The 25,634-nt window shown below is 55.5% G+C and carries 17 protein-coding genes and 8 pseudogenes; 11 read left to right on the top strand and 14 right to left on the bottom strand.

Features of this window, described 5'->3' with window-relative positions; all coding sequences use genetic code 11:
• Positions 1 to 27 precede the first annotated feature (27 nt).
• A pseudogene (locus tag ACQ86O_RS03885) lies at positions 28 to 1,250 on the top strand (cytosine permease).
• A gap of 79 nt (positions 1,251 to 1,329) precedes the next feature.
• Positions 1,330 to 2,238 (top strand): LysR substrate-binding domain-containing protein, encoded by a 909-nt coding sequence (locus ACQ86O_RS03880; protein WP_431224199.1) that lies wholly within the window; start codon positions 1,330 to 1,332, stop codon positions 2,236 to 2,238.
• Between the two features lie 4 nt (positions 2,239 to 2,242).
• Here ACQ86O_RS03880 and ACQ86O_RS03875 read toward each other — a convergent pair whose 3' ends face one another.
• The 3 genes from ACQ86O_RS03875 to glpT all read right to left on the bottom strand — a co-directional run bounded on the left by ACQ86O_RS03875 (position 2,243) and on the right by glpT (position 5,679).
• Positions 2,243 to 2,953: a hypothetical protein gene (locus ACQ86O_RS03875; RefSeq protein WP_431224198.1), complete on the bottom strand. Its 711-nt coding sequence runs from the start codon at positions 2,951 to 2,953 to the stop codon at positions 2,243 to 2,245.
• 152 nt (positions 2,954 to 3,105) lie between these two features.
• Entirely contained in the window at positions 3,106 to 4,185 is a 1,080-nt protein-coding gene (gene glpQ / locus ACQ86O_RS03870) for a glycerophosphodiester phosphodiesterase (protein ID WP_431224197.1), read from the bottom strand.
• 141 nt (positions 4,186 to 4,326) lie between these two features.
• On the bottom strand, positions 4,327 to 5,679 hold the full coding sequence (gene glpT / locus ACQ86O_RS03865; RefSeq protein WP_431224196.1) for a glycerol-3-phosphate transporter: 1,353 nt from the start codon (positions 5,677 to 5,679) through the stop codon (positions 4,327 to 4,329).
• A 365-nt stretch (positions 5,680 to 6,044) separates the two neighbouring features.
• Here glpT and glpA point away from each other — a divergent pair.
• From glpA to glpC, 3 genes and pseudogenes are all read left to right on the top strand, one after another.
• Positions 6,045 to 7,693: pseudogene (gene glpA / locus ACQ86O_RS03860) on the top strand (anaerobic glycerol-3-phosphate dehydrogenase subunit A).
• Complete coding sequence (gene glpB, locus ACQ86O_RS03855) at positions 7,683 to 8,954, top strand: glycerol-3-phosphate dehydrogenase subunit GlpB (protein WP_431225640.1); 1,272 nt, start codon at positions 7,683 to 7,685, stop codon at positions 8,952 to 8,954. The pseudogene glpA and the gene glpB overlap by 11 nt, the downstream one beginning before the upstream one ends.
• Complete coding sequence (gene glpC / locus ACQ86O_RS03850; protein WP_431224195.1) at positions 8,951 to 10,150, top strand: anaerobic glycerol-3-phosphate dehydrogenase subunit GlpC; 1,200 nt, start codon at positions 8,951 to 8,953, stop codon at positions 10,148 to 10,150. The genes glpB and glpC overlap by 4 nt, the downstream gene beginning before the upstream one ends.
• A 35-nt stretch (positions 10,151 to 10,185) precedes the next feature.
• On the opposite strand, the gene ACQ86O_RS03845 is transcribed toward glpC, so the two are convergent.
• Both ACQ86O_RS03845 and ACQ86O_RS03840 read right to left on the bottom strand, forming a co-directional pair.
• The gene (locus ACQ86O_RS03845; RefSeq protein WP_431224194.1) at positions 10,186 to 10,749 is read right to left on the bottom strand and encodes a DcrB family lipoprotein; all 564 of its coding nucleotides are present in this window, start codon (positions 10,747 to 10,749) and stop codon (positions 10,186 to 10,188) included.
• 178 nt (positions 10,750 to 10,927) lie between these two features.
• Positions 10,928 to 11,591, bottom strand: a pseudogene (locus ACQ86O_RS03840) (7-cyano-7-deazaguanine/7-aminomethyl-7-deazaguanine transporter).
• 174 nt (positions 11,592 to 11,765) lie between these two features.
• Between ACQ86O_RS03840 and tusA the strand changes: the two are divergent.
• Complete coding sequence (tusA, locus tag ACQ86O_RS03835; RefSeq protein WP_431224193.1) at positions 11,766 to 12,017, top strand: sulfurtransferase TusA; 252 nt, start codon at positions 11,766 to 11,768, stop codon at positions 12,015 to 12,017.
• A gap of 50 nt (positions 12,018 to 12,067) precedes the next feature.
• On the opposite strand, the gene ACQ86O_RS03830 is transcribed toward tusA, so the two are convergent.
• The 4 genes and pseudogenes from ACQ86O_RS03830 to ACQ86O_RS03815 all read right to left on the bottom strand — a co-directional run bounded on the left by ACQ86O_RS03830 (position 12,068) and on the right by ACQ86O_RS03815 (position 15,817).
• Positions 12,068 to 12,238: a DUF4056 domain-containing protein gene (locus ACQ86O_RS03830; RefSeq protein WP_431225639.1), complete on the bottom strand. Its 171-nt coding sequence runs from the start codon at positions 12,236 to 12,238 to the stop codon at positions 12,068 to 12,070.
• Positions 12,215 to 12,490, bottom strand: a pseudogene (locus ACQ86O_RS03825) (DUF4056 domain-containing protein); the annotation flags it as partial. The gene ACQ86O_RS03830 and the pseudogene ACQ86O_RS03825, both read right to left, overlap by 24 nt.
• Positions 12,491 to 12,728: 238 nt before the next feature.
• A pseudogene (locus ACQ86O_RS03820) lies at positions 12,729 to 15,049 on the bottom strand (zinc/cadmium/mercury/lead-transporting ATPase).
• 142 nt (positions 15,050 to 15,191) lie between these two features.
• Positions 15,192 to 15,817 (bottom strand): annotated as a pseudogene (locus ACQ86O_RS03815) (lysoplasmalogenase).
• Positions 15,818 to 15,978: 161 nt separating this feature from the next.
• Here ACQ86O_RS03815 and ACQ86O_RS03810 point away from each other — a divergent pair.
• Positions 15,979 to 16,338, top strand: a complete 360-nt coding sequence (locus ACQ86O_RS03810) for a DUF2500 domain-containing protein (RefSeq protein WP_431224192.1) — start codon at positions 15,979 to 15,981, stop codon at positions 16,336 to 16,338.
• A 5-nt stretch (positions 16,339 to 16,343) separates the two neighbouring features.
• On the opposite strand, the gene ACQ86O_RS03805 is transcribed toward ACQ86O_RS03810, so the two are convergent.
• Positions 16,344 to 16,616, bottom strand: coding sequence for a DUF1145 family protein (locus ACQ86O_RS03805; RefSeq protein ID WP_431224191.1), 273 nt, complete (start codon positions 16,614 to 16,616; stop codon positions 16,344 to 16,346).
• Positions 16,606 to 17,229, bottom strand: coding sequence for a 16S rRNA (guanine(966)-N(2))-methyltransferase (gene rsmD, locus ACQ86O_RS03800; protein WP_431224190.1), 624 nt, complete (start codon positions 17,227 to 17,229; stop codon positions 16,606 to 16,608). The genes ACQ86O_RS03805 and rsmD overlap by 11 nt, the downstream gene beginning before the upstream one ends.
• A 351-nt stretch (positions 17,230 to 17,580) precedes the next feature.
• Here rsmD and ftsY point away from each other — a divergent pair, with 351 nt between their 5' ends.
• From ftsY to rpoH, 4 genes and pseudogenes are all read left to right on the top strand, one after another.
• Positions 17,581 to 18,993: a signal recognition particle-docking protein FtsY gene (gene ftsY, locus ACQ86O_RS03795; protein WP_431224189.1), complete on the top strand. Its 1,413-nt coding sequence runs from the start codon at positions 17,581 to 17,583 to the stop codon at positions 18,991 to 18,993.
• Between the two features lie 5 nt (positions 18,994 to 18,998).
• Positions 18,999 to 19,670 carry a cell division ATP-binding protein FtsE gene (ftsE, locus tag ACQ86O_RS03790; protein ID WP_431224188.1) on the top strand — a complete coding sequence of 224 codons (672 nt, stop codon included), beginning with the start codon at positions 18,999 to 19,001 and terminating at the stop codon, positions 19,668 to 19,670.
• Positions 19,660 to 20,612, top strand: a pseudogene (gene ftsX / locus ACQ86O_RS03785) (permease-like cell division protein FtsX). Before ftsE ends, ftsX begins: the two are co-directional and overlap by 11 nt.
• Before the next feature lie 300 nt (positions 20,613 to 20,912).
• Entirely contained in the window at positions 20,913 to 21,770 is an 858-nt protein-coding gene (gene rpoH / locus ACQ86O_RS03780) for an RNA polymerase sigma factor RpoH (protein WP_431224187.1), read from the top strand.
• Positions 21,771 to 21,853: 83 nt separating this feature from the next.
• On the opposite strand, the gene ACQ86O_RS03775 is transcribed toward rpoH, so the two are convergent.
• From ACQ86O_RS03775 to panM, 3 genes and pseudogenes are all read right to left on the bottom strand, one after another.
• Complete coding sequence (locus ACQ86O_RS03775) at positions 21,854 to 23,911, bottom strand: hypothetical protein (protein WP_431224186.1); 2,058 nt, start codon at positions 23,909 to 23,911, stop codon at positions 21,854 to 21,856.
• Positions 23,898 to 25,114 (bottom strand): annotated as a pseudogene (locus ACQ86O_RS03770) (DUF3142 domain-containing protein). Before ACQ86O_RS03770 ends, ACQ86O_RS03775 begins: the two are co-directional and overlap by 14 nt.
• On the bottom strand, positions 25,111 to 25,503 hold the full coding sequence (panM, locus tag ACQ86O_RS03765; RefSeq protein WP_431224185.1) for an aspartate 1-decarboxylase autocleavage activator PanM: 393 nt from the start codon (positions 25,501 to 25,503) through the stop codon (positions 25,111 to 25,113). Before panM ends, ACQ86O_RS03770 begins: the two are co-directional and overlap by 4 nt.
• Positions 25,504 to 25,634: the final 131 nt, after the last annotated feature.

The following is a 25,634-nucleotide window of genomic DNA, read 5'->3' as shown; positions in this document are numbered from 1 at the left end:
TTGCTGGTAACTCACAAGGAGTCATGTATGCGTAAAACAGACGAAAACATCAATACAGCATCTGGTTTTCATATTGCGATGATCCTGCTGGGGATTGCGGTCACCCCAGTGTTGCTCTCTTCTTCCAGCTTGGGCAGTCAGTTATCCCGCTCGGGTTTGATCACCGTGGTGGCATTGGGGGGCTTATCCTGACGGTGCTGGCTGCCATCACCATCAGCGTAGGTGAAAAGGCCCGGCTACCGACCTACGGCATCGTGAAATATCCTTTTGGCGAGCGTGGGGCGGTTGCCATCAACATCCTGCTGGCGATCAGCCTGTTCGGCTGGATTGCGGTGACCGCCAATATGTTCGGCCATTCGGTTCACGATCTGCTGGCGCAACAAGGTATGAACGTACCAACGCCGCTGTTGGTTGCCGTCGGTTGCTGCATCTTTGTCGCTTCCACCGCCTTTGGGTTTGCGGTGCTGGGTAAAGTGGCGCAAATCGCGGTGCCGGTAATTGCGCTGGTGCTGTGTTATATCCTGTATGTGGCGACGCACGGCCAGGTGGAACTGGTGCAGAGCGTGGGCAGCATGGAGATCGGTGTGGCGGTGTCTACCGTGGTGGGGACGATTATCGTGCTGGTCGCCACCTTGCCGGACTTTGGCAGCTTCGTGCATAACCGCAAACATGCCTTGATTGCTGCCGCAATCACCTTCCTTGTGGCCTATCCTCTGCTGTACTGGGTAGGGGCAACGCCAAGTGCCCTGAGTGGTCAGGGCTCTCTGCTGGCAGCGATGGCGGCGTTTGGCTCGGTGTTGCCAGCGGCACTCTTGCTGATTTTTGCCTGCATCACCGGCAACGCAGGCAATATGTTCCAGGGGACGCTGGTGGTTTCAACCCTGTTGACCCGCTTCCCTAAATGGCAGATCACTCTGGCGTTGGGGGTACTGTCGGCGATCGTTGGCAGCATGGATATCATGGGCTGGTTTATCCCATTCTTGCTGTTCCTGGGCATTGCCACACCGCCGGTTGCCGGTATCTATATTGCCGACTTTTTCCTCTATCGCCGTAACGGCTACCAGGAAAGCGTGTTGGCAGCAGAACCGCAAATCAAACTGCTGACCTTTGTCGCCTGGATAGCCGGTTCTGCCGTGGGTTTTATGACCATCAAAGGCCTGTTTACCCTGACCACCATCCCTTCGGTGGACTCTATCCTGGTGGCTTGCGCGGGTTACATAGTGTTGAGCCGGATAGGTGCAAACAAATAATCAGGTATAATCCAGCATAATGAACAGACTGCCAGCGTGCTGGCAGTCTCTCCTCTCCAGGCCGCTTCAGGGAATCATTATGTTTATCTCCGACGAAACATTGCGAGTGGTACATCTGGTTGCTAAATACCAGAGTATTACTAGCGCCGCCGAGCACCTGAATAAAGTCCCTTCCGCGATTAGCTACACGGTAAAAAAGTTAGAGGAGAGTTTTGGCGTCGAGCTGTTCTTGCGTAAAGGCCGCTATATCGAACTTACCCCGGCGGGTGAATATTTTATTGAGCACAGCAAAACCATTCTCAACGACTTGGAGGCGTTACGGCGCAATACCGCCCTGATCCACGGTGGCGTGGAGCAGGAATTGACGATCGCAGTGAACAATATTATCCCACGCTCGGCCATCGTCGAGTTTGTCTGCGATTTTGAGCAGAGGTTTCCTTCCACCCGCCTGACCATTGATACTGAGGTTTACAACGGCTGTTGGGATGCACTGTATGGGAAAAGGGCCAACCTGGTGATCGGCGCGCCGCATGCGGTGCCAAGTACCGAAGGGATTATCAGCGAGTCTATCGGCCACTTGGAGTGGGATTTTGTCGTTGGGCCACAACATCCCCTGGCGATACAGGTTCAGCCCTTGCAAAACACCGAACTGCGGCAGTACCCGGCGATCTGTATCCGTGATACTGCGGTCAACTTTGTGCCGCAGCAGGCCTGGCTACTGGAAGGGCAAAAGCCGATGTTTGTGCCGGATTTTGCCACCGCCATTGAGCTTATCCAGCGTAATATCGCTATCGGTTATGTGCCACATCATCTGGTATTACCGCTGCTGAATGCGGGCTCATTGGTTAAAAAACCGATGCAGGAACACAAGCATGCCACGCAGATCTTTTTTGCGGCCCGTTCCGATGGCATGGGCAAGGTCTGCCGCTGGTGCATGGATTATCTGTTGGCACCGTCATTCCGCGCCCGATTACACGGGCAGTTGTGAGGCGTTATTCCTGCACCTTGCAGACCAAATCATAGGAAGATAATTGCCCGTCAGGGGTCCCCTGAATCAGCTCTATATCCTGATCCAGGCTGCAAAATAATGCAGCGCTGCTGCGAACCGGCGACGCATAACTGATATCGAAAAATAACCGGCTGGTGTTTTCAGCTTGCCTGTTTTTCATTTCCTTTTTTATCCACTGTTCCAATTCAAGCGCTATTTTTTGCAGATCGTCATTTTCCTTGAGCAGATGGACCGCAATATTGTTATCCCCTTCAAGCTTCGCCAGCTCGGCTTGATATTGTGGCTGTAAGGCTTGCGGTACCAGCAGCGATAATTTCTCTGCGGCGGCATAGGTTTGCAAAAAAGCGGCGAGTTGCCCAACCCCCGGGGTGCCGACCACATGAGGCCCGTGCAGCAACGGTTTTCTCTTGGTTATCCGGTAGAGATGCGGCTTTTTAACATGGTGTAACGTCATGACCGAAGCCAGCAATAACAGCAGCGTGGTGAACAGTAAGGGAATAAACCAGATGAAGAAGCTGACTAGATCGGTAAACGGGTGTGAATAACGCTCAACATCATCTGGGCGGAAGAAGCGTAATATCATCTTGAAAATCAACCCTTCATTCAGCGCATCGGTGACCCAACCGGTCAGCACTATCGCGGATAGGGCATAACATGATGTTTTAATATGATGCAGCAAGACAGAACGTTCCACGATCGCTATTCCTTATTAATCGCCGACGTCCGTATCCTTTCATCACGCAGGGTAATAATCAAGATGGGGGATCATTATTGCTGTTGCAGCAGCCTGGGTCGCTAGCGTCAGACGGAACCCCACCGGGTAAACCGGTGGGGAGGGGCGCAGAATTATTGATGTTGCCCCTGCTTTTGCAGGAACTGCACACCTTTATCCGGGAAGTCGGTAAACACCCCGTCAACGCCAGCCTGATTGTATATCGCATCAAAGAGCTGGTTCACATCGGTGGCATACTTCGGCAGCTTATCGGCGCGGATGGTGTAAGGATGCACCGCCATATTGCTGGCGTGAGCTTCTTTCACCATATTGGTCAGCACGATTTGGTTCGGTTTGGATTTCTCTTCAACGATCAGCATGTGATAGTCCGGCCCGATGCCATCGGCATATTTGGCGATCTTCTTCATCGCACCCGGCTTGAACATCCAGTCGTAGTCATAGTTCACCCACTTGCCATCGGCCTTCTGCTCGTAGGTTTCGTTCCAGTCGGTATAGGCAATCAGCTGTACCAGCTTCAGATCCATCCCCATTTTGGGTTCTAACTGTTCTTTGATGCGTTTCAACTCGTTGGCATCAAAGCACTGCAGGTAGACGTTGTCGCTTTTGCTGGTGTAACCATACTGCTTCAGCACTTCCAACACCTTGGTAGAGATGTCTTTGCCTTCCTGCTGGTGGAACCATGGCGCCTTGATTTCCGGATAGATACCGATGTTTTTGCCGGTTGAATGGTTCAGGCCCTGCACAAATTCGATCTCTTCCTGGAAGGTATGCACGCGGAAGTCGGATTTGCCCATCGGGAAGCGGCCAGGGTAGCTTTGTACCTGCTTACCGTCTTTAATATCAAAGCCTTCGGTGAACTTCAGCGACTTGATTTCAGGCAACGTGAAGTCGATGGCGTAGTAGCGCCCATCTTTACGTGCGCGATCCGGGAAACGTTCGGCGACATCGGTAACGCGATCCAGATAGTGGTCATGCAACACGACCAGCTCGTTGTCTTTGGTCATCACCAAGTCTTGTTCAAGGAAATTGGCACCTTGCGCATAGGCCATCGCTTTGGCTGGCAGCGTGTGTTCTGGCAGGTAGCCGCTGGCACCGCGGTGAGCAATAACAATTTTATCCGCAGCTTGTGCGGCACTGAGCATTGAAGTGGCAAGAATGATCCCCGTCAGCAGGGTTTTGGTTTGAGTCCGCATTCTGTGATTCTCCATGTTGTAGGTAGAGGCTATGAAAAAGGCCGCAGAGAGTGCGGCCTTGTTACCTGTCGTCTTTCAAGCTGCAGCGTTGCTACTTGAAATCCTTAGGGTAAAGATTATGCAAAAAGCGTTGTGGCGAAATTAGCCGCGTTTGGCCGCGATTTCTGCGTGGTGTTTCTTCTCGCTGAACATGGTCAGTATCAGCAGAAGTACTGCGCCGATGCTGCCGCCGATCATGACCATAAAGCCGCCGTCCCAACCGAAGTAGTCAACGGTGTAACCGACGATGGCGCTCGCTGCGACCGAACCGCCCAGATAACCGAACAGACCGGTGAAGCCAGCTGCGGTACCTGCCGCTTTTTTCGGTGCCAGTTCCAGAGCGTGCAGACCAATCAGCATGACCGGGCCGTAGATCAGGAAGCCGATGGTGATCATACAGGCCATATCGATGCCAGGGTTGCCCACCGGGTTCAGCCAGTAAACGACAGTGGCGATAGTCACCAGCGTCATAAAGAACACCCCGGTAGCGCCACGGTTGCCTTTAAACACCTTGTCCGACATCCAGCCGCACAGCAGGGTGCCTGGAATACCGGCATATTCGTACAGGAAGTAGGCCCAGGAGGACTTGTCCAACGCGAAGTGTTTCACTTCTTTCAGGTAGGTTGGTGACCAGTCCAGGATGCCGTAGCGCAACAGATAGACAAACACGTTGGCGATAGCGATGTACCACAGCAGTTTGTTTGGCAGCACATACTGCATGAAGATCTGTTTGGCTGTCAGTTCTTCTTCTGCTTCTTGGGTGTAATCATCCGGATAGTCGTTTTTGTACTCTTCAATCGGTGGCAGGCCACAAGATTGCGGGGTGTCACGCATCAATGCGAAGGCGATCAGCGCCACCAGGATCGCGCCGAAAGCAGGCATATACAGCGCCGCATGCCAATCGTTAAACCACGCCATACCCAGCAGGAACAGCAGTGGAGGCAGACCGCCACCCACGTTGTGGGCGCAGTTCCACACCGAAACGATACCGCCACGCTCTTTCTGCGACCACCAGTGAACCATGGTACGGCCACACGGAGGCCAACCCATACCCTGGAACCAACCGCACAGGAACAACAGCACGAACATCACGGCGATGCTGGAGGTTGCCCAAGGCACGAAGCCCATAAACAGCATTACGGCGGCGGCCAGGATCAGGCCGGCAGGCAAGAATACCCGGGGATTGGAACGGTCAGAAACCGAGCCCATGATAAACTTGGAGAAACCGTAGGCAATGGAGATCCCTGACAGTGCAAAGCCCAGGTCACCACGGCTGAACCCCTGATCGATCAGATACGGCATCGCCAGGGTGAAGTTTTTACGCACCAGATAGTAAGCTGCGTAACCGAAAAAGATCCCCATAAAAATTTGCCAGCGTAGCTTGCGGTAGAGCGGGTCTACCTTATCTACCGGCACACGTGAAATGTGTGCGGCTGGTTTAAAAATACTCAACATGAGCGCCTCCGATGGCTTTATCAGTTATTTATTGCATCAGCAGGAAACGGATATCCTGAAGATGGTCGAGCGGATGCCAGAAGTGTTGTCAAATTGTTCTATAACGAGCGTAATCCTAGTGAAAACCAACAAACGTCACTGTGATGGAAGGCGCATTTGTTACACTTTTATGAAACCGTGGCGGATTTTGAGCGATTGGTTAACGTTATGAAATAGGTAATCGCAAAAAACTCGTGATATTGATCACATTGATGGTTTTTTAAGGACATTTTGTTTTCGTTTTTTGTTCGTTATTGTTCCTTATCAAACAAAGACCCCAGTAACTGTGGCTAAATAAACTCATAACTACAGGCTTAGGGGGCGTGATGAGCAACAACTCACCAGTGACCGAAACGGATGTGATCATTATTGGCGGCGGAGCCACCGGCGCGGGGATCGCTCGTGATTGTGCGCGGCGAGGCTTGCGCTGTGTATTGCTGGAGCGGCATGACATTGCCACCGGTGCCACGGGCCGTAACCATGGTCTGCTGCACAGCGGCGCTCGCTATGCGGTGACCGATGATGAGTCGGCTCGCGAATGTATCGAAGAAAACCGCATTCTCAAGCGTATTGCTCATCACTGTATCGAGCGTACTGATGGTCTGTTTATTACCTTGCCGCAAGATTCGCTGGCCTATCAGCAACAGTTTATATCCGCCTGCCGCAACGCCGGGATCGAGGCCGAAGCCATCGACCCCCAACTGGCGCTGCGTCTGGAACCAGCGGCCAACCCAAGCCTGATCGGCGCGGTACGCGTGCCGGATGGCACGGTTGATCCTTTTCGCTTAACCGCGGCCAATATGCTTGATGCCCGTGCATATGGCGCGCAGATCCTTACCTATCATCAAGTTACCGGTCTGATACGCGTGGGCGACCGTGTGAATGGCGTGAGCGTTTTCGACCATCAAGCGGCGCGTCAATACGACATTTATGCGCAGGTAGTGGTGAATGCTGCAGGGATATGGGGCCAGCAGATCGCCGAATACGCCGATCTGCGCGTTCGCATGTTCCCATCCAAAGGGGCGCTGTTGATCCTGGGCCATCGCATTAACAACATGGTGATCAACCGTTGTCGTAAACCGGCGGATGCCGACATTCTGGTGCCGGGTGACACTATTTCGCTGATTGGCACGACTTCCACACATATTGATTACGACCAAATCGACAATATGGTGGTTACGCCTCAGGAAGTGGATGTGTTGATCCGTGAAGGTTCTCTGCTGGCCCCTGAGCTGGCTCAAACCCGTATTCTGCGGGCTTATGCCGGAGTCCGGCCACTGGTGGGCCGCGACGACGATCCTACCGGGCGCAACGTCAGCCGTGGCATTGTCCTGCTCGATCATGCGGTGCGGGATGGGCTGGAAGGTTTTATCACCATTACCGGCGGCAAGCTGATGACTTACCGGCTGATGGCGCAATGGGCCACCGATATGGTCTGCGCCAAGCTGGGTGTCGATAGCCCTTGCACCACCGCAGAAGAAGCCTTGCCGGGATCTCGCCAATCCGCAGAAGAAACCGTGCGTAACGTGGTGGCTTTGCCAGCCAGTATTCGCGGTTCAGCGATATATCGCCACGGCGATCGCGCCAGTCTGGTGCCATCCGGTAACCGCCTGGACAACAGCCTGGTGTGTGAATGCGAAGCGGTCACCGCCGGGGAAGTCCGCTATGCAGTGAATACCCTGACCGTCAACAACCTGGTTGATTTACGCCGCCGCACCCGCGTGGGGATGGGCACCTGCCAGGGGAACTGTGCGCCTGCCGTGCCGCTGGCCTACTGACGCGCTTTAACGTGACCACACCGCAGCAATCCATCGCCCAGCTCTCCCACTTCCTCAATGAACGCTGGAAAGGGGTGCGGCCCATCGCCTGGGGCGATGCGCTGCGCGAGAGCGAATTCACCAGTTGGGTTTACCAAGGGTTATGCGGGCTCGATGCCCGTGATGACCGTAAGCAGGAGGCGGATGATGCAATTTGATGTGGTGGTGATTGGCGGTGGTCTGGCCGGTTTGAGCTGCGCCGTTCGTTTAGCCGAGCTGGGTAAACGCTGTGCGGTGGTCAGTTCTGGCCAGAGTGCGCTCTATTTCTCTTCCGGTTCGCTCGATTTGCTGGCTCAATTGCCCGATGGCACACCGGTAGCCTCACCGGCGGCTGCCTTGCCCGCTTTGGCACAACAGGCGGCACAGCATCCTTACAGCCTGATTGGTGCTACACAGGTGGCCAGGCTGGCCACCGAAGCTGAACAGCTGTTGCAGCGTTGCGGCTTGCAAATGCAGGGCAGCAGTGAACAAAACCATCTGCGTGTTACTCCGTTAGGGACTTCCCGAGCCACCTGGCTCAGCCCACAGGCGATCCCGGTTTTGCCGCTGGCAGGCAAACTGCCCTGGCAAAACATTGCGGTGCTGGGGATTGAAGGTTTCCTGGATTTTCAACCACAAATGGCCGCCAGCTCATTAGCTGAAGAGCAGGGCATTACGGCAGCGGTAGAGTTTCTGCATTTGCCGGTATTGGATCGTCTGCGTAATAACCCGAGTGAATTTCGCGCGGTGAATATCGCCCGCGTGCTGGATCTGCCAGAGCACTTGGCGGCATTGGCGGAAGAAGTGAAACGCCAGGCTGGAGAAGCTGAAGCGATCTTCCTGCCAGCCTGCCTGGGGCTGGAGAGTGATGAGCCGCTGATGGCGCTGCGCCAGGCCGTTGGCAAGCCGGTCTTCTTGCTGCCGACACTGCCTCCTTCCGTGCTTGGGATGCGGTTACACCAGGCTTTGCGCCAACGCTTGCAGCAACTGGGCGGGGTATTTATGCCGGGTGACACCGTGTTGCGGGCCCGTTTCGATGGGCAACGGATTACCGGCCTGTATACCCGTAATCACACCGATATTCCGCTGCGGGCGCAGCAGGTGGTATTGGCCAGTGGGAGCTTCTTTAGCAACGGGTTGGTGGCTGATTTTACTGGCGTTCGTGAGCCGGTGTTTGGCCTGGATGTCTTCAGCAAGACCGAGCGTGCCGACTGGTGCCAGCCGGATTTGTTCGCCGCGCAGCCTTATCTGCAATTTGGGGTGCAAACGGATACCCAGCTGCGAGCCCTTAAGCAGGGTGAGGCGATCGCCAATCTGTATGCTGTCGGTGCGGTGGTTGGCGGTTACGATCCGCTACAGCAAGGATGTGGTGCCGGGGTTTCGCTGATTGGTGCGCTGCACGTCGCACAGCAGATCGCGGCACAGGAGGTTTCAGTATGAGCCTGTTAAAAGATAACAGTTTCGAAAAGTGCATCAAATGCACCGTCTGTACCACTTATTGTCCGGTAGCCAAGGTGAATCCGCTCTATCCGGGGCCAAAGCAGGCTGGGCCAGACGGTGAGCGCCTGCGTTTGAAAGATCCGGCACTGTACGATGAAGCGCTGAAATATTGCACCAACTGCAAACGTTGCGAAGTGGCTTGCCCTTCCGACGTTAAAATCGGCGACATCATTCAGCGTGCCCGCGCCAATTTCAGCCAGCATAAACCGACGCTGCGCGATGCCATTCTCAGCCACACCGACCTTATGGGGTCACTGTCGACGCCGTTTGCGCCGATCGTTAACGCCACTACTGGCCTCAAGCCGGTGCGTAAACTGTTGGATAAGGCGTTGAAGATCGACCACCGGCGTGAGTTGCCGAAATACTCGTTTGGTACTTTCCGCCGCTGGTATCGACAGCAGGCGGAACAGCAACAGCGCTATGCCGAGCAGGTGGCGTTTTTCCACGGGTGTTTTGTCAATTACAACCATCCGCAGTTGGGTAAAGACCTGATCAAGGTGTTTAACGCGATGGATATCGGTGTGCAACTGCTGAAACGCGAAAAATGCTGCGGCGTCCCCCTGATTGCCAACGGCTTTATCGATCAGGCGAAAAAACAGGCCAAAGTGAATGCCGAATCGCTGCATGATGCGGTGCTGACACGCGGTATCCCGGTGGTTGCCACTTCCTCGAGCTGTACTTTCACCCTGCGTGATGAGTACCCGCATTTGCTGGACGTAGACACCTCGGCGGTGCGTGAACGGGTTGAATTGGCAACGCGCTATCTTTACCGCCTGATCAATCAGGGCCGCACGTTACCGCTGAAACCTACCCCGCTGCGGGTGGCTTATCATACGCCGTGCCATATGGAGAAAATGGGCTGGACAGCCTACACGCTGGAACTGCTACGGCAGATCCCTGGGCTGGAACTGGTGGTGCTGGATTCGCAATGTTGTGGTATTGCCGGGACTTACGGCTTCAAGTCGGAAAACTATGAGACTTCGCAAGGCATTGGTGCCTCGCTGTTCCGCCAGATTGAGGCGAGCGGCGTGGATATGGTGATTACCGATTGCGAAACCTGCAAATGGCAGATTGAAATGTCGACCAGCAAGCGCTGCGAACATCCGATCACCCTGCTGGCGCAGGCCCTGGCGTAAGCGTGTCAAAGGGGCCGGCATGCCGGCCCTTTCTATTACTTCTTGATTTTCAGTGTATTGATAATACCTTCAGCCTGGCTTTGCGCCTGCTGTTGGTTATCTGCTGGCAGAGTTATCTGAACGGTCAGCAAATTGCCATCCACTGAACCCAGTACGATGGAAGAGTATGCCTTCTGGCCACCGCTGGTGATGATGGTGTCCAACTGGCGCAACGGTACGCCGTTAACGTCGATGGCCTTATTGGTGATCACCTGCAGGTTGGCATCGCGGGAGCGCTGCTGTTCCTCCAGGCGCTTGGTCAGTACTTCCAGATTGTCTGGCGTTTTGTCGCCGACGATTACGATCACTGCGCGTTGGCCAGTGCTGTCAGCGTAGACATGCATATTGTTGGCCTGGCTACCCAGCTTGCCGCTCTGATCAGCCATGCCTTCCGGCAGGGTGAAGGCCAGTTTGCCATCCAACAAACTCACCTGTTGCCCAGATGGCGCGCTGGCTGCCGCGTCACCCGCTGGCGCTTTGCTGTCTTTGCTTTCACCGTCACAGGCCGCCAGACCAAGGACTAACAGGCTGATACCCATCAATTTAGTTACTTTACGCATCGGGATTCCTTATTCCTTACAGGTAGAGAGCTTCCGCCTTATGGCAACTGAAATCCTTAGGGCAGAAATAGTGTCACAAGGCTTTTCAAGTAATAGACGATACTCGGCTACTTTGCCTCACTTTTCCAGAGCGAAAATCTGATAATCGTTGCCTGGCAGGAGCAATCAAGAGGCAAGGTTAACTCAGTTGCAACCGCTTATCCGGCTGGTGTGAAGCCAGACGTTTAAGCAGCATATTAAGCAATACGCCGTACATTGGCAGGAAGAAAAGCAGGCAAATCATTACTTTAAAGCTGTAATCGACCAGCGCGATCTCCACCCAGTTGGCGGCCATAAACGGGTCGCTGCTTTTGTAGAAGGCAATAAAGAAGAAGGCCAGCGTATCGCTGATGTTGCCCAGGAACATGGCGGCAGCGGGGCTACCCACCAGGCGCTGCGTTGGCGCAGGCGGTTGAAGACATGCACATCCAGAATTTGCCCCAACACATACGCCATAAAGCTGGCGACGGCGATACGCGCCACGAACAGGTTAAAACTGGTCAGGGCGGCAAAGCCCTGCCACTCGCCCTGGAAGGTGACGGTGGAGATCACATAAGAGATAAACAGCGCCGGGATCATCACCGAAAGAATGATTTTGCGTGCCAGGGGAGCCCCGAAGATCCGCACGGTCAAATCCGTAGCCAGGAAGATGAACGGGAATGTGAAAGCCCCCAAGTGGTATGAAAACCGAAGATGCTGATCGGCAACTGCACCAGGTAGTTGCTGGAGGTAATGATGGCGATATGGAATAGCGAAAGCCAAACCAACGCGCTTGTGCGTTGTTGAGCGGTAAACGAATACATGTTGTAACCTTTTTAAGTGATGGGGTGAGGGAACCCATTTTTAACTGCGCGGCGGCATAATACGCGTTTGCGCAACCAATGCAAACGCCCTTGCGCAGAAAAACTACCGGCGTAAACTATGAGCTAATCAGATCCGGCGAGCCTTCGCCGATCGTTTTTGATCGAGAGAGATGCATGACTGACATTTTTGCCCAGGCGGACCAGACGCTTGACGCTCTGGGGCTGCGTTGCCCGGAACCGGTAATGATGGTGCGTAAAACCGTGCGCCATATGGATAACGGTAAAACGTTGCTGATCATTGCCGACGATCCTGCCACCACCCGCGATATCCCAGGTTTTTGCCGTTTTATGGAGCATACGCTGGTGGCGCAGGAAACTGAACAGGCTCCGTATCGCTATCTGTTGCGCAAAGGGCTTGAGCGTTAATCAGCGAGCGCTTGCCTGGCGTTTTTTGCCGTATCTGCTGTGCGTCCTGCTCACGCGCATGTAATGCCAACCCGTTGAAATCCTGTGGGCGATAGTTGTGTGCCGGTGGCGTCATCCCGCTTTAATACCAAAAATTTCTCTGGTACCCGGCGTTGGCTATCCCACCAGTCACCATCAATGCCGTCGAGCTGTTTCTGGGTTTCGTCGGCGGTATCGCGCACGTAGGCGATGTCGATAAACTCTCCGCGATGGGTGTAAATCAGCCCCAGATGTTCGCTACCTAATCCCAGCAGGTCGCCGATGGCGTTGAAAGCGCTGTCGTTATAATGATGGGTACCAAGCAGATCGGCATCCACCACGTTGCCCAACTGATAAAACGGTACCGGGATCCCCAGTGCCTGCACCTTGAGGTTATGACCAAAGGCGCAGCAAGGGTGTAGCCCATCCGGAGGTGCAAGCGGTTCAGTGACCGGTCAGGCCAGCGAAGGCTCGCGAGTTGGTTGAGAAGTTATCAGCGTTTCCAAAGCTTTGGCGGGTAACACAGGGCCAAGCAGCAACAAAAATACCAGCGCTACAATACGCAGTATAAAGGTGTCTGGAGAATATAATAAAGTCTTGCTGTCTATAGGGGCATTAAGTGCGCGTATCAAGGGCTGTTTTCCGCAAACAGCATCAGGACGCCATGGGTGACGTCCTGATGCCGTGGTGAGGTTACTGGCGCTTTTTCAACAACCTCAAGGCATTGGCCGTGACCAGCGCGGTGGCACCGGAGTCTGCCAGCACCGCCAGCCACAGGCCGGTCATCCCCAGCAGGGTGGTGACCAGGAAAATCCCTTTCAGCCCCAACGCGATGGTAATATTCTGGCGGATATTAGCGTGAGTGGCGCGTGAGATACGGATCATCTCTGCTACGCCAACCAGGCGGTTATGCGTCAGTGCGGCATCGGCCGTTTCCAGCGCTACATCGGTGCCGCTGCCCATGGCAATACCGATACTGGCGGCTTTCATGGCTGGGGCATCGTTGATGCCGTCGCCAATCATCGCTGTCCGTTGCTGTTTGCTCAGTTCGGTGACTGCCCGCACTTTGTCTTCCGGCATTAATCCGGCGCGGTAATCGATCCCCAGTTCATTGGCTATGGCTGCGGCGGCACGGGGGTTATCACCGGTGAGCATCACGCCACGGATCCCCAGTTGGGCCAGTTCCGCGATTGCCTGTTTGGCATCGTCACGTAACGTATCGCGCAATGCCAACAGGCCAATTGGCGTTCCATCGGCTAATACCACCACCGCCGTTTTCCCCGCGGTTTCCAAGGCTTCAACCCGGTTACGCCATGCGTTGTCCAACGAGTTTTCCGCCAGCTTACCCGGCGCACTGATCAAGATGGTTTTGCCCGCGACGACGCCTTCGACACCGATGCCAGCCAGAGCCCGGCGGCCTTCGGCCAGCGGCAGTTGTGCGCTGTTTTCCGCTGCCCGGCTGATAATTGCCTGTGCCAGCGGATGGTGTGAACCCGCTTCGACCGCTGCGGCTATGGCGAGCAGTTCCTGTTCGCTGATGCCTGCGGCTGGCAGCACGTCGGTCACCGTGGGTTTGCCTTCGGTCAGGGTACCGGTTTTGTCGAATGCGATAGTCTGTACCTGGCCTAATTGCTCCAGCGCTGCACCGCCCTTAATCAGCGCACCGCGGCGAGTGGCCGACGCCAGTCCGGAGGTAATGGCGGCAGGGGTAGAGATAACCAGCGCACACGGGCAACCTATCAGCAGCAGCGTCAGGCCGCGGTAGATCCAGGTTTCCCAAGGCTCGGCGAACATCAACGGCGGCACCAGGATCACGGCGACAGCCAACAGCATTATGGCTGGCGTGTAGAAACGGCTGAAGCGATCGAGGAAACGTTCAATCGGTGCGCGGCGTTCTTCGGCCTCTTCAATCAGTTGCAGAATGCGATCGATGGCGTTCTTGCCCGGCTCGGAGATGACCTTCATTTGCGCCGCCTGATCGACAGACAAACTGCCTGCGGCCACTTTCTCACCCTGTTGGCGCTCTACCGGCACGGACTCCCCGGTTAAGGCACTTTCATCAAAGCTGGCGAACGGGTTCAGCAACTCGGCATCGGCAGGCAGGCGGCCACCCGGGGCGATTTCTATCACATCACCGGGCTGCAGGCTGGCGACCGAAACACGTTTGCGTTCTCTGCCCTGAATAAGCAGAGCATCTTCCGGCACTAACGCCATCAGGGCTTTCACACCACGGCGCGCACGGTTGGCCGCGTAGGATTCCAGCAATTCCCCAACCATAAACAGCAGCAGCACCATCGCCGCTTCGGCGGTGGCGCCGATAAACAGGGCACCGATGGCGGCGACGCTCATCAGGGTTTCTATGGCGAACGGCGTGCCAGAACGGATGAGACGCAAAGCTTTGCTGGCCACAGGTGCCAGGCCAACCAGCGTGGTGGCGATAAAGGCAATTTCACCAAGCCTTGGGTTGAAGGCATTCAGGATCCAACTGACCGCCATCAGCGCCGAGAGCAGCAACAGGGGGCCAAACTCACCCAGGCGGGAGGGTTGTGGTTCTTCGGCTTTTGCCGCGGGGGCGACTCCCAGCAGGGTAAAACCAGCCTGTCTTACCGCATTTTGCACTTGCAGGCTGATGTCGGATTGGGCATCCACCACCAGTTTCTCCGTGGCAAACAGCACACGGGCGCTGCTTACGCCAGGGAGCGAAGTCACGGCATTTTCAATTTTTTCGCACAACTCGGGCAATCCATGCCGGTCACTTTCCAACTGAATCGCTGGCTGCCGGAAGAGGGGGCGGCAGCTAGCCTGTCGCTTTCCTCATCGGGATCGTCATGGCCGTCGCCACTGCAACAGTGGGCTCCGTGCTCGTGGGCAGTTTGGTTGGAATGGGGTTGAGTGTCTGCTGTCGCGGTTTTTTCGCTGCAGCAGCCTTGTTGGGTTTTGGCATGCTCATGACCACAGCCGCAGCCGTGATCATGGTTATGGTCTTGATGATTATGCTCTTTATGAGTATGCATATGGCCCCCTTCAGGCAATTTGCGGTCTATTCACTGCCGACTTTACACCTTGGAGCCAACTCCAGAGTCAAGCGCGGTATGAGAATTATTGCTAATTGAAGGGGAATGCTACGGGTTCGGTTGCCGAACCCGTAGCCAGATATCACAGATACAGCGAACGAACGATCAGGAAATGCCCCGCGAAATAGCAGAAGGCGACGATGGCGTCTGCCGCACGGAAAGTGAAACGATAGCGGTTTAGCAGCCAGACAATATTGGCCAGCAGCAGCAGTGAAGTCCCCGCCAGCAGCGAGAAACTGAAGTCGGTGCTACGCAGGAAATAGTGTTCCCCTGCCAACCAGACCATCAGCAACGTCATGGCGACCAGCGTCGCTATCGGCCAGCGCATCTCCTCCAACCGGGTCCAGATGGTGGCCATCAGCAACGCGCCAATCACCAGCAAGGCCAACGGCAATGGCCAGAACAGGCTGAAGGTCATCTGGCTGGCAAGACTCAGGGTATAAAGCAGATGTGAGAGGAAAAACGCACCAATCGCGTACAGCACCCGCTCGCGTGGCAACAGCAGCAGAGCATCGCCAGCCAATGTGGCTAACAGGCCAAAAACTATCAGATAGCCAGCGGCGCCCAGAACCGGAGCCTGCCAGGCCAGTAATAACAACAGCAATAACGTGACCGGTTTGAAGACCCAGCGCTGCCAGCGAGGGCCGCGGTAGGAGGCATCGACGAACAACCAACCGGAAAAAATACGGCAAGGAACGGCCAACTCATATGTCTTCCTTATTTATTATGGGAACCGGGGTAACCGGCTCCAGGTTGTCACTTTCTCAGTGTAAGCAGCGCGCCTACGTTCGACAATGCTTTCTTCAGAATGCTATGTTTACGCGGTTTCAGATGCGGGGACTCCGCTATGCCGAGAGGAATGAGAGAATATGAGTAAACCCCCATTATTTTTCATCGCGGTGATCGCGCTGATTGCCGTACTGGCAACGCGCCAATACCTCAACAAGCGGCGTCAGGATGCAGAAAACGATCGTTCACCGGTGCGCACAATGCAGGTGCAGGTGAGTGCCAAGCGTGAATTCCCTGCGCCGAACCGCCGTTCACGGCAGCGGGAAAATATCGTGGCGGAAGATATGCGCTACGAAGTAGTTTTCCGCCCATTAACGGGCGGTAGCGAGATCAAAATGCCATTGCCACAACAACAATACAATCAGATAGATAAAGGCGCTCAAGGGACATTGAGCCTGCAGGGCACTCGTTTTATCTCTTTTATTGCGCATAGCCAGTAAGAGCGTTATTTTTTCTTGAGCGGCGGCTGCTTTTTCTGCCAGGCTAACATTTCAAAGACGCCAAAAATAAAGATTTTAGCCTCCTGCCAGCGGCTGATTGGCTGGTCTTTCGGTTGGGTCGATTTAAGTAAAACCAACTGCAACCCGTGCATCACCACCATAAAGAACAGCGCGACGTCGATAAAATACTTCAGCGGCTTGGGGAACGGATGGAACAGGTTGGTGAGCAGAAAGCCCCATACGCACAGCATCAGCAAGCGGCCCAGATTAATCAGCATGTTCGGTTTTCTCTTCAATAGAACGGGTGTAAAGGCGGTAGGCCACCTGACCGGCAACTTTTTCGCGGTGTAACGTCCAGCTTGCCGGGACATCAGCGGCGGCACTTTCGGCCTCCGCCTCCACGTAAATCCACGCTTCATCGGCTAACCAGCCTTGTTGCTCCAGCAGCGTCACGGTTTCGGCCAGTAACCCTTTGCGAAAAGGCGGATCGAGGAATACCACATCAAAGGGTTGCCCATTGCCCGCCAGCCAGGTCAGGGCATTGGTATTGATGACGCTGCCATTGCCCTGCAGCAACGCCAGATTCTTCCCCAATTGCTGTGCCACCGGGCGCTCATATTCCAGTAGCGTCACGCTTTCGGCGTAACGGGACAGCGCTTCTAATCCCAGAGCGCCACTGCCGGCAAAGCAATCCAGACAGCGGGCCCCACGGATCACCGGGGCCAGCCAGTTGAACAGCGTTTCACGCACGCGATCGGTGGTTGGCCGCAACCCTTCGCTATTGGGGACCGGCAGTTTGCGCCCACGCCACTGGCCGCCGATGATGCGGATCTGGCCTGCAGAAGCAGCCTGCGGTTTTTTGAGCGCGCCGCGCGGTGATATTTTTGCCATAAATAGTCTTAACAAGTTGCGAGGTTAACGAAAAGTTGCCGCTATTCTATACCCAAAGTAATTGGAGTTGCAGCTAGACGGCAACAGAGTTAATCCCCTGGCGTTTACTCAGGTCAGTGACAGGGGGTCGCTCTCGCCGCCAACGGCGCGGCAACTTCAAGTAAGAAGGGCATATCCCTAATCGCCTGCAAGATGCAGCTTGTGGGCTGGGGGATCGCGGGATGGCACGTTGTTGCTTGATAAGCAGGATGAAAGCACGCCCGATGCGTGTTGCTGCGCGAGGGAAAGTGATAGACTCGGCGGATTAATTCTTCGCATTTGCAAGCCATTGGTACGGAGTAAGGTCAGAACATGGCAAAAGATAAAAAACGTGGGTTTTTCTCCTGGCTGGGCCTCGGCCAGAAGGAAGAACAGCAGCAACCTGAGCCAGCCACCGAATCGGCGGAACATCAGGCCGCAGCAACACCCGCAGCCCCCAAACTGGACGATAAGCTCCCCGCCCAGGAATCTCAGCCTGCTGAAACCAAAGACACCCCCGGGGAGTGGGATGCCAGCCTGAGCGGTGAGCCGATTGCCGAAAATATCCCGGCGCTGGTTGAACATCATGCCCCGCAGGAGCCCGTTACCCAGTTGGAACCGGTGGTTGTCGAGGCGCAAGAACCTGAAATTTTGGTCGCTGAGCCCCCAGCCATTATCGAACCTGAGCCCGTTGCCGAAGAGCCAGCCGAGGTTGTTGAACCCGCCCAGATGGTGCCGGAAATCGTAGAGCCGCAGGTTGAAGAGGTACCGGAAGCCGCTGAGCTGCAGGCACCCGCCGTCACGCAAGAGCAGGAACGCCCGACTAAAGAAGGCTTCTTTGCCCGCCTTAAACGCAGCCTGGTAAAAACCAAACAAAACCTGGGTTCCGGGTTTATCGGCCTGTTCCGTGGCAAGAAGATCGACGACGATCTGTTCGAAGAGCTGGAAGAACAGTTGTTGATCGCCGACGTAGGGGTAGAAACCACCCGTAAAATCATTGAATCCCTGACCCTGCATGCCAGCCGCAAGCAGTTGAAAGACGCCGAAGCGCTGTATGGCAAGCTGAAAGAAGAGATGTCAGAGATTCTTGCCAAGGTCGATAAACCGCTGGATGTCAGCGATAAAAAACCTTTTGTGATCCTGATGATCGGCGTAAACGGCGTGGGTAAAACCACCACCATCGGTAAGCTGGCACGCCAGTTCCAGGCTGAGGGTAAATCGGTGATGCTGGCCGCAGGCGATACGTTCCGCGCTGCAGCAGTAGAGCAGTTGCAGGTGTGGGGTGAGCGTAACCGCATTCCTGTGGTGGCCCAGCATACCGGGGCCGATTCCGCTTCGGTAATTTTCGACGCCGTGCAGGCCGCCAAAGCCCGTAACATCGATGTGCTGATTGCCGATACCGCAGGTCGCTTGCAAAACAAGTCGCACCTGATGGAAGAACTGAAGAAGATCGTGCGTGTCATGAAAAAACTGGACGAGCATGCCCCCCATGAGGTTATGCTGACTCTGGATGCCAGCACCGGACAAAATGCGGTCAGTCAGGCGAAACTATTTCATGAAGCCGTGGGCCTGACCGGCATAACGCTGACTAAACTGGACGGTACCGCCAAAGGTGGCGTGATCTTCTCCATCGCCGATCAGTTTAATATCCCGATCCGTTATATCGGCGTTGGTGAAGGCATCGAAGATTTACGGCCATTTAAGGCTGATGATTTTATTGAGGCACTTTTTGCCCGAGAGGATTGATACGGATGATTCGCTTTGAACAGGTCAGTAAAGCTTATCTGGGCGGACGGCAAGCTCTGCAGGGAGTAGATTTTCATCTGCGTCCGGCGGAGATGGCGTTTCTGACCGGCCATTCCGGTGCGGGGAAAAGTACCCTGCTGAAACTGATTTGTGGTATCGAGCGGCCAAGCGCCGGCCATATCTGGTTTAGTGGGCATGACATCAGCCGGTTGAAGAACCGCGAAGTGCCTTTCCTGCGCCGCCAGATTGGCATGATTTTCCAGGATCACCACCTGTTGCTGGATCGCACGGTGTACGACAACGTAGCCATGCCACTGATCATTGCCGGGGCCAGTACCGAAGATATCCGCCGCCGCGTGTCGGCCGCGCTCGACAAGGTCGGGCTGCTGGATAAAGCGAGGAACTTCCCCATCCAGCTTTCCGGTGGTGAGCAGCAGCGTGTGGGTATTGCCCGTGCGGTGGTGAACAAACCGGCGGTACTGCTGGCGGATGAACCGACGGGTAACCTGGACGATGCTTTGTCAGAAGGCATACTGCGTCTGTTTGAAGAATTTAACCGCGTTGGGGTGACCGTGCTGATGGCAACCCACGACACCGGGCTTATCGCCCGCCGTAACTACCGCATCCTGACGCTGAGCCAGGGCCGCATGGCAGGGGGCTCACATCATGGCGAATGACGCAAAAACGGCCAAGAGCAAGGCACTGCGCGGTGGCTGGCGTGAACAGTGGCGCTATGCCTGGATGAACGCCATTGCCGATATGCTGCGCCAGCCGCTGGCAACGCTGCTGACCGTGATGGTGATTTCCATCTCCCTGACGCTACCCAGCGTGTGTTACATCGTGTGGAAGAACGTCAGTACGGCGGCTACGCAGTGGTATCCGACGCCGCAGTTGACGGTGTATCTGGATAAGTCGCTGGATGATGACGCCGCAGTGAAAGTGCTGGAGGTCATCAAGGCCGAAGCGGGCGTGGAAAAAGTGAATTACCTGTCGCGCGAAGAGGCCAGGGGGAATTCCGTAACTGGTCTGGTTTTGGTGGTGCGCTGGATATGCTGGAAGAGAACCCACTGCCAGCCGTGGCGATTATCACCCCGAAAATAAGCTTCCAGAGTGCCGAAACGCTCAACACGCTGCGCGATCGCGTGGCGGCGGTGCAGGGCGTGGATGAAGTGCGTATGGATGACAGCTGGTTTGCCCGCCTGGCGGCGCTGACCGGGCTGGTAGGCCAGGTGGCTTTGATCATCGGCGTGTTGATGATCGTGGCGGTATTCCTGGTGATCGGTAACAGCGTGCGTTTGAGCATCTTCAGCCGCCGCGATACCATCAACGTGATGAAGCTGATCGGTGCCACCGACGGGTTTATCCTGCGGCCATTCCTTAACGGCGGCGCGATGCTGGGGTTCTTTGGCGCGTTACTGTCGTTAATCCTGTCTGGCGCGATGGTGTGGCAGTTGGAATCGATGGTGACTCACGTGGCGCAAGTATTCGGTACCACCTTTATTCTACACGGGCTGGGTTGGGATGAAGCGCTGCTGTTACTGCTGATCTCTGCCATGATCGGCTGGATTGCCGCCTGGTTGGCCACGGTGCAACATTTACGCCGATTTACACCACAATAATGATTTTTTGATATACTCTTCTCCTGCCGTATAGTGCGTATTGCGGGAGAAGAGCCCTCAAATACCCGGCCTTTTCTGAAACGCACAAATTCCCTATAAAAGTGAACCCTCGTGGCGTATGTTCATGGGCGCTACAGGCGAAAAATGGTGAACTTTTAGGGTGGAACGCGGTCAAAAACTGCGGCAAAATGTTTAGGTGCCCGGCGTGCGGAACCGCTTTTGCAACAGCAACTGCTGTAATATCAACCACCCTCGCCGTGAATTCACCAGCATGACCTGTTTTATCAAGAGAGGCTTTGAATGACCAAAGAAATGCAAACTTTAGCCTTAGTCCCACAGGGCAGCTTGGAAGCCTACCTGCGGGCAGCCAACACCTATCCGATGCTGACGGCAGAGGAAGAGCGGGAGCTGGCTGAACGGCTGCATTATCAGGGCGATCTGGACGCAGCTAAACAGCTCATCCTGTCACACCTGCGCTTTGTCGCTCATATTGCCCGTAACTATTCAGGATACGGTCTGCCGGTGGCAGACCTGATCCAGGAAGGTAATATCGGCCTGATGAAAGCCGTGCGCCGTTTCAACCCAGAGGTTGGCGTGCGTCTGGTTTCCTTTGCCGTGCATTGGATCAAGGCAGAGATTCACGAATACGTGCTGCGCAACTGGCGCATCGTCAAAGTGGCCACCACCAAGGCACAGCGCAAGCTGTTCTTTAACCTGCGTAAAGCCAAGCAGCGTCTGGGCTGGTTCAATCAGGATGAAGTCGAATTGGTGGCACGCGAGCTGGGCGTTACCAGCAAAGACGTGCGTGAGATGGAATCGCGCATGGCGGCGCAGGACATGACCTTCGATCCAACGCCGGAAGATGACGCGCATGATGGCCATGCGATGGCCCCGGTGCTGTATCTGCAGGATAAAAGTTCCGACTTCGCTGAAGGGATTGAAGAAGATAACTGGGAAAGTAACGCCGCAGACAAACTGGCCTACGCGCTGGAAGGTCTGGACGAGCGTAGCCAGCATATCATCCGCGCCCGTTGGTTGGACGATGACAACAAATCCACGCTGCAGGAACTGGCCGATCAGTACGGCGTTTCCGCAGAGCGTGTGCGCCAGCTTGAAAAGAACGCCATGAAGAAATTGAAAATGGCGATCGAAGCGTAACGGCAACGTCCAGGATCTGCAGAAGCGGCACCCAAAGGGTGCCGTTTTTTTACATCAATCCGCCCATTTTTGCCTAATGGCGATTAAAACTCCGGTGCCGGGCAGTTGTAGCCAAACTTGGCTCCCCACTCATACTGTGTCGCGTTCTTGATGTAACGTTGATATAGCGCCCGGCCGGTCTTGGCGTCGCGTGCAATTACCCAACTTGCGGCATTACACAGCACGGCGGCATAGGCCTGGCTTTTCGGTGGCAATAAATCGGCTGCTTTTTGTGCCAGATCCACTGCCTGCCAGCGGTAGTGCAGGAAGCGGTTATCCGCTGCTGGCAACGATTTGGCTGCCCTTGCCGCTTCGGCCGCGCTGATCCAGCTTTTGTGCTTGAGATCGTGAGTATCGAAGGCATCCCCCAGATAGGAATACCCCGCGCCGTAAATGGCATAATCCGGCGTCATTTCGTAACCGGTGAACTCCAGCCCCTGTGAACGTAACAACACAGCGGCCTGATAATAGGCTTTGGCGCGAGCGGCCTTGTCTGCCGTTTTATCCTGTGCGATTTTCAGGGTATCGGCAAAGGCCTGCGCTGCCTGACGATAGTTCGGAATGGCGAAGTAATCCACCGCTTCCTGATAGCGCCCGGCACGCATCATCCGGCGCGCCAGAAGTTCACGCAACTGGACTGCCGCTGTGATCTGCTGGCCGTTGTATTCGTCCGGATTTACCGGTTTTAATGGCGTTGCTGGCGCAGGTGCATGCTTATCCACAAAGCCTTTCAGTTCATCAATGGTCAGTACTCGTTCGGCGATATCGGCTACGTCAGACCAGTAGTTTTCTTTGCCGCGATACATCAGATCCATCGCCTGCAGATAATCACCACGATTCAGCGCCAGAATGGCCTGTTCACCAGAAACCCGGCAATCCGGTATGATCGTTTCTGGCGTGAAATCGTCATTACGCTGTTCGCCCCAGCTTTCATCAGAGGGGAAGGCTGCCGCCGCTTTGGCATAGGCGGCGGTGGCAGTTTTGACATCGCCCTCCCGCAGAGCCATCTTGGCGCGCAGCCACCACGCCAGGCCACCCTCGCCCGCGTTTTTCAGCAGGCTGTCTGCCATGGCATATTGCCCAGAGCGGTAGGCCAGCGCCGCCAGCCGATCGCTGCCGGTAAAACCGCTTTTCACCGAGTCGTTAAGCAGCTTCAGGGTTTGCCCGATAATCTGTTTGGCACCCGCACCGTTGTTATCGGTTTCGGCCATTTGCAGGTTGCTGCTGCGGGCGAACAGTTCGACAGTGACCAACTGCTGTACCAACGGATCGTGAATCGCCTGTTTTAGCGCCTCCTGATGCTGCGGGTTGATCAGGTAGCTGGAAATATACTGCAGCGAAAGCCCACCATCGGCATCACCCTGAGCGGCTTGCTGAGCGTAGAGCTGCACCGCTGGGGCAATTTCACCTAGCCACAAATAAATACGCGCTTGCTGCCCCAGGCTGCTCAGCGCCAACTGATCGGGATCGGCCGTGCCGCCTTTGACTTTATCGATGACCAACTGGAAGGCAGCCAGGGCTTGATCCAACTGTGCTTTCTCCGGGTGTGCCACCGCTGGTGCGGCAGAGTCGGATTCATTCTCCGGTGTGCCATGATCGTTCATCAACAGGCGGCCCAGAGAGTATTGGGCCCGCAGCCCCCATTCGTCCTGCTCAGCGGCTGGCAACGCCAGCACCTGTTTGAAGTATTCCGACGCCCGAGGATCCTGCGCCGCAAAGGCCACCGCACCAAGAGTATAAAGGCGTGCTGCATCAGACAGCCCCTGTGCGTTCACCGCGTCGGCTTCTTCTACGGTTTTGGCCGCCCGCATCTGCGTAATGGCTTGTTGCTCCGGCGAAAGCGGCATCGGTTTTGGTGGTGTTGCCGGCTCCGGTGCCTTCCAAAGCGGTAATTGTTTATCCACTGGCACCAGGCGGCTCGATTCAAAGGCGAAGTTGCCTTCTGGCATCGACAGCAGGGTCCCGTTGCGGTCTACCAGCAAACGGTTGGGGAAGTCTGGCCCGCAGGCCTGGCTGCTGAGTGGGGCAGCCAAGGCTGCCGCGATCAGTGAAACCAGAGGAAGGCATCGGTTATGACCCCTGGTGTATTTATTGCGTGACATTTGTGCCTCCTGGCTCGATCTGTTGGCAGCGCAACCAGCCCAATGGGCGAGATTGCCCGGCTCGTAACTGCTCGCCGCGAATGAGGATAAATCGCAGTTGTTCTGGTGTGTTTTCCAATTGGTAGTTACCCACCGCATCAGCGGCCAGGCAACCCTCAGCCTTCACAAGAACCTCGCGGGGTAATGGGGCATCTACCGGCCCATTATTCTTGATAATTAAATCATAGAGCTCATTTTGTTGTGGCTGCGGCAAAAATTCCACATGCCAATGAGCACTCAATGATTGCTGGCCGATCACCGCCCTCAGCGTAGCCATTGACCAAGCCCGGCGATCGCCTGCCAAGGGCAGGCGAAACCAGATAATGCCGCGCAGATCCGCAGGGGAAAGATGAGCAAGCTGCTGTAGGAAATCGGCGACCTGCTGTGGTGCTACCGCAAGCTCCTGAAGACTGCCAGCCACGCGCAGGGAGGCTTCGCTCTCTACCTGTGCTCCCAGGGCATCAAACCCTACCAGCCCCATCCCGTAGGCGGGCAATGCCACGCGAAAAGGGTGGGGGCTGATGTTGGCATACTGGCGAACCCAACCGAGCGCCAGTGAGCCATCAAACAGGCCCTTTTCTGGCGATAATACCGCATGCAGTTGCAGCACAGAGCTGTCGACCTGTCGCAGAACGCCGGGCAGATCAGGGGAGGCGATCCAGGCAGGCAGGGCGGTAATGCCAAGTTTTAAGGAGGCGGGGAGTTGTTGGCGTAGTTGCCGCAGGAAATGCTGATACTCTGGCAGCCGCGCGGTGGCGGCGTCGTGGTCGATCTCTATGCCTGTCACCGGCAAGCCGGCAGCTTGCCAGCGACGTAATTGTTGCAACAGGCGCGCAGAGATGGCGGTTTGATCCAATTGCGCCAGTTGCCCATCCAGCCGAGCTACCAGCCATAAGGGGCGGCCATCCTGCTTGAGCAAGGCGGTGTTAACCGGGATCTCCCGATACCCTTCACGGGGATGCACCTGCAAGCCGAGTACGCGAAGGGTGGAAAACAGGTCGTGGCTTTCGGCCAGCGCAGCATCATGCTGTGGCGTCCAGACCCGCTGCCAGAGATAAACCTGCTGATCCCAGGGGGCTGCAGGTGCAATGCCTGTTGGCGGCCAGCAAACCAGGCTGCCAGCACGAGCAGCAACAAGGCTGCCAGGGTTGCCCAACGTTTCATTTTTGCCAGAGATCGCCCTGTGCCTGAAAGCCGCAGGCGCGCATAAAGTTTTCAACTTCGCCGCGTTCACGAGGAGCCAGCCCGGCGGTAGAAAGCTGCCATTGCAGAACCTGAGGAACCTGGCGCTGTGCATCCTGCAGCAGAAACAGCCCCACGCCACGGCGACGGGTCACTTCGCGCACCATCAGGTCATGCAACTGGGCGGTAGCACCCTGTAACTCAATCTTCACCGCGCCTAACAGCCGGTCGTTGAACCGCGCAGCGAACAGTGCTTTGCCATTCTCTAACCAGCCTTGCCAATGGCTTGGCTGCTGATGTGGCCAGATTTTGCCAAGGTCGATGAGGTCTTGCGGGGAAAAGCTGGTTAAGCGCTCAATGGTCAGTTTCATGCCGGATTTCCGCACAGATATTTGATGGCAACAGTGTAATGGATCTTACCCTAGAGCGTTGTGTAAGTTTTTCTATACGACTACTGCGCAAAATGTTTTTTGCAGCTGGCGTTTTCCGAGTAAAAAATTAG

Source organism: Serratia sp. L9 (assembly GCF_050632285.1).
Lineage (GTDB): Bacteria > Pseudomonadota > Gammaproteobacteria > Enterobacterales > Enterobacteriaceae > Chania.
Note: the sequence above shows the minus strand (reverse complement) of the source record. Positions and strands in the feature narration are given on the sequence as shown.

Bases quoted from the DNA above. Each gene is read 5' to 3' on its own strand.
- ACQ86O_RS03880 (WP_431224199.1), top strand. From the start codon at position 1,330: ATGTTTATCTCCGACGAAACATTGCGAGTGGTACATCTGGTTGCTAAA.
- glpQ (WP_431224197.1), bottom strand. From the start codon at position 4,185: ATGCGGACTCAAACCAAAACCCTGCTGACGGGGATCATTCTTGCCACT.
- glpT (WP_431224196.1), bottom strand. From the start codon at position 5,679: ATGTTGAGTATTTTTAAACCAGCCGCACACATTTCACGTGTGCCGGTA.
- glpB (WP_431225640.1), top strand. From the start codon at position 7,683: ATGCAATTTGATGTGGTGGTGATTGGCGGTGGTCTGGCCGGTTTGAGC.
- glpC (WP_431224195.1), top strand. From the start codon at position 8,951: ATGAGCCTGTTAAAAGATAACAGTTTCGAAAAGTGCATCAAATGCACC.
- ACQ86O_RS03845 (WP_431224194.1), bottom strand. From the start codon at position 10,749: ATGCGTAAAGTAACTAAATTGATGGGTATCAGCCTGTTAGTCCTTGGT.
- tusA (WP_431224193.1), top strand. From the start codon at position 11,766: ATGACTGACATTTTTGCCCAGGCGGACCAGACGCTTGACGCTCTGGGG.
- ACQ86O_RS03810 (WP_431224192.1), top strand. From the start codon at position 15,979: ATGAGTAAACCCCCATTATTTTTCATCGCGGTGATCGCGCTGATTGCC.
- ACQ86O_RS03805 (WP_431224191.1), bottom strand. From the start codon at position 16,616: ATGCTGATTAATCTGGGCCGCTTGCTGATGCTGTGCGTATGGGGCTTT.
- rsmD (WP_431224190.1), bottom strand. From the start codon at position 17,229: ATGGCAAAAATATCACCGCGCGGCGCGCTCAAAAAACCGCAGGCTGCT.
- ftsY (WP_431224189.1), top strand. From the start codon at position 17,581: ATGGCAAAAGATAAAAAACGTGGGTTTTTCTCCTGGCTGGGCCTCGGC.
- ftsE (WP_431224188.1), top strand. From the start codon at position 18,999: ATGATTCGCTTTGAACAGGTCAGTAAAGCTTATCTGGGCGGACGGCAA.
- rpoH (WP_431224187.1), top strand. From the start codon at position 20,913: ATGACCAAAGAAATGCAAACTTTAGCCTTAGTCCCACAGGGCAGCTTG.
- ACQ86O_RS03775 (WP_431224186.1), bottom strand. From the start codon at position 23,911: ATGTCACGCAATAAATACACCAGGGGTCATAACCGATGCCTTCCTCTG.
- panM (WP_431224185.1), bottom strand. From the start codon at position 25,503: ATGAAACTGACCATTGAGCGCTTAACCAGCTTTTCCCCGCAAGACCTC.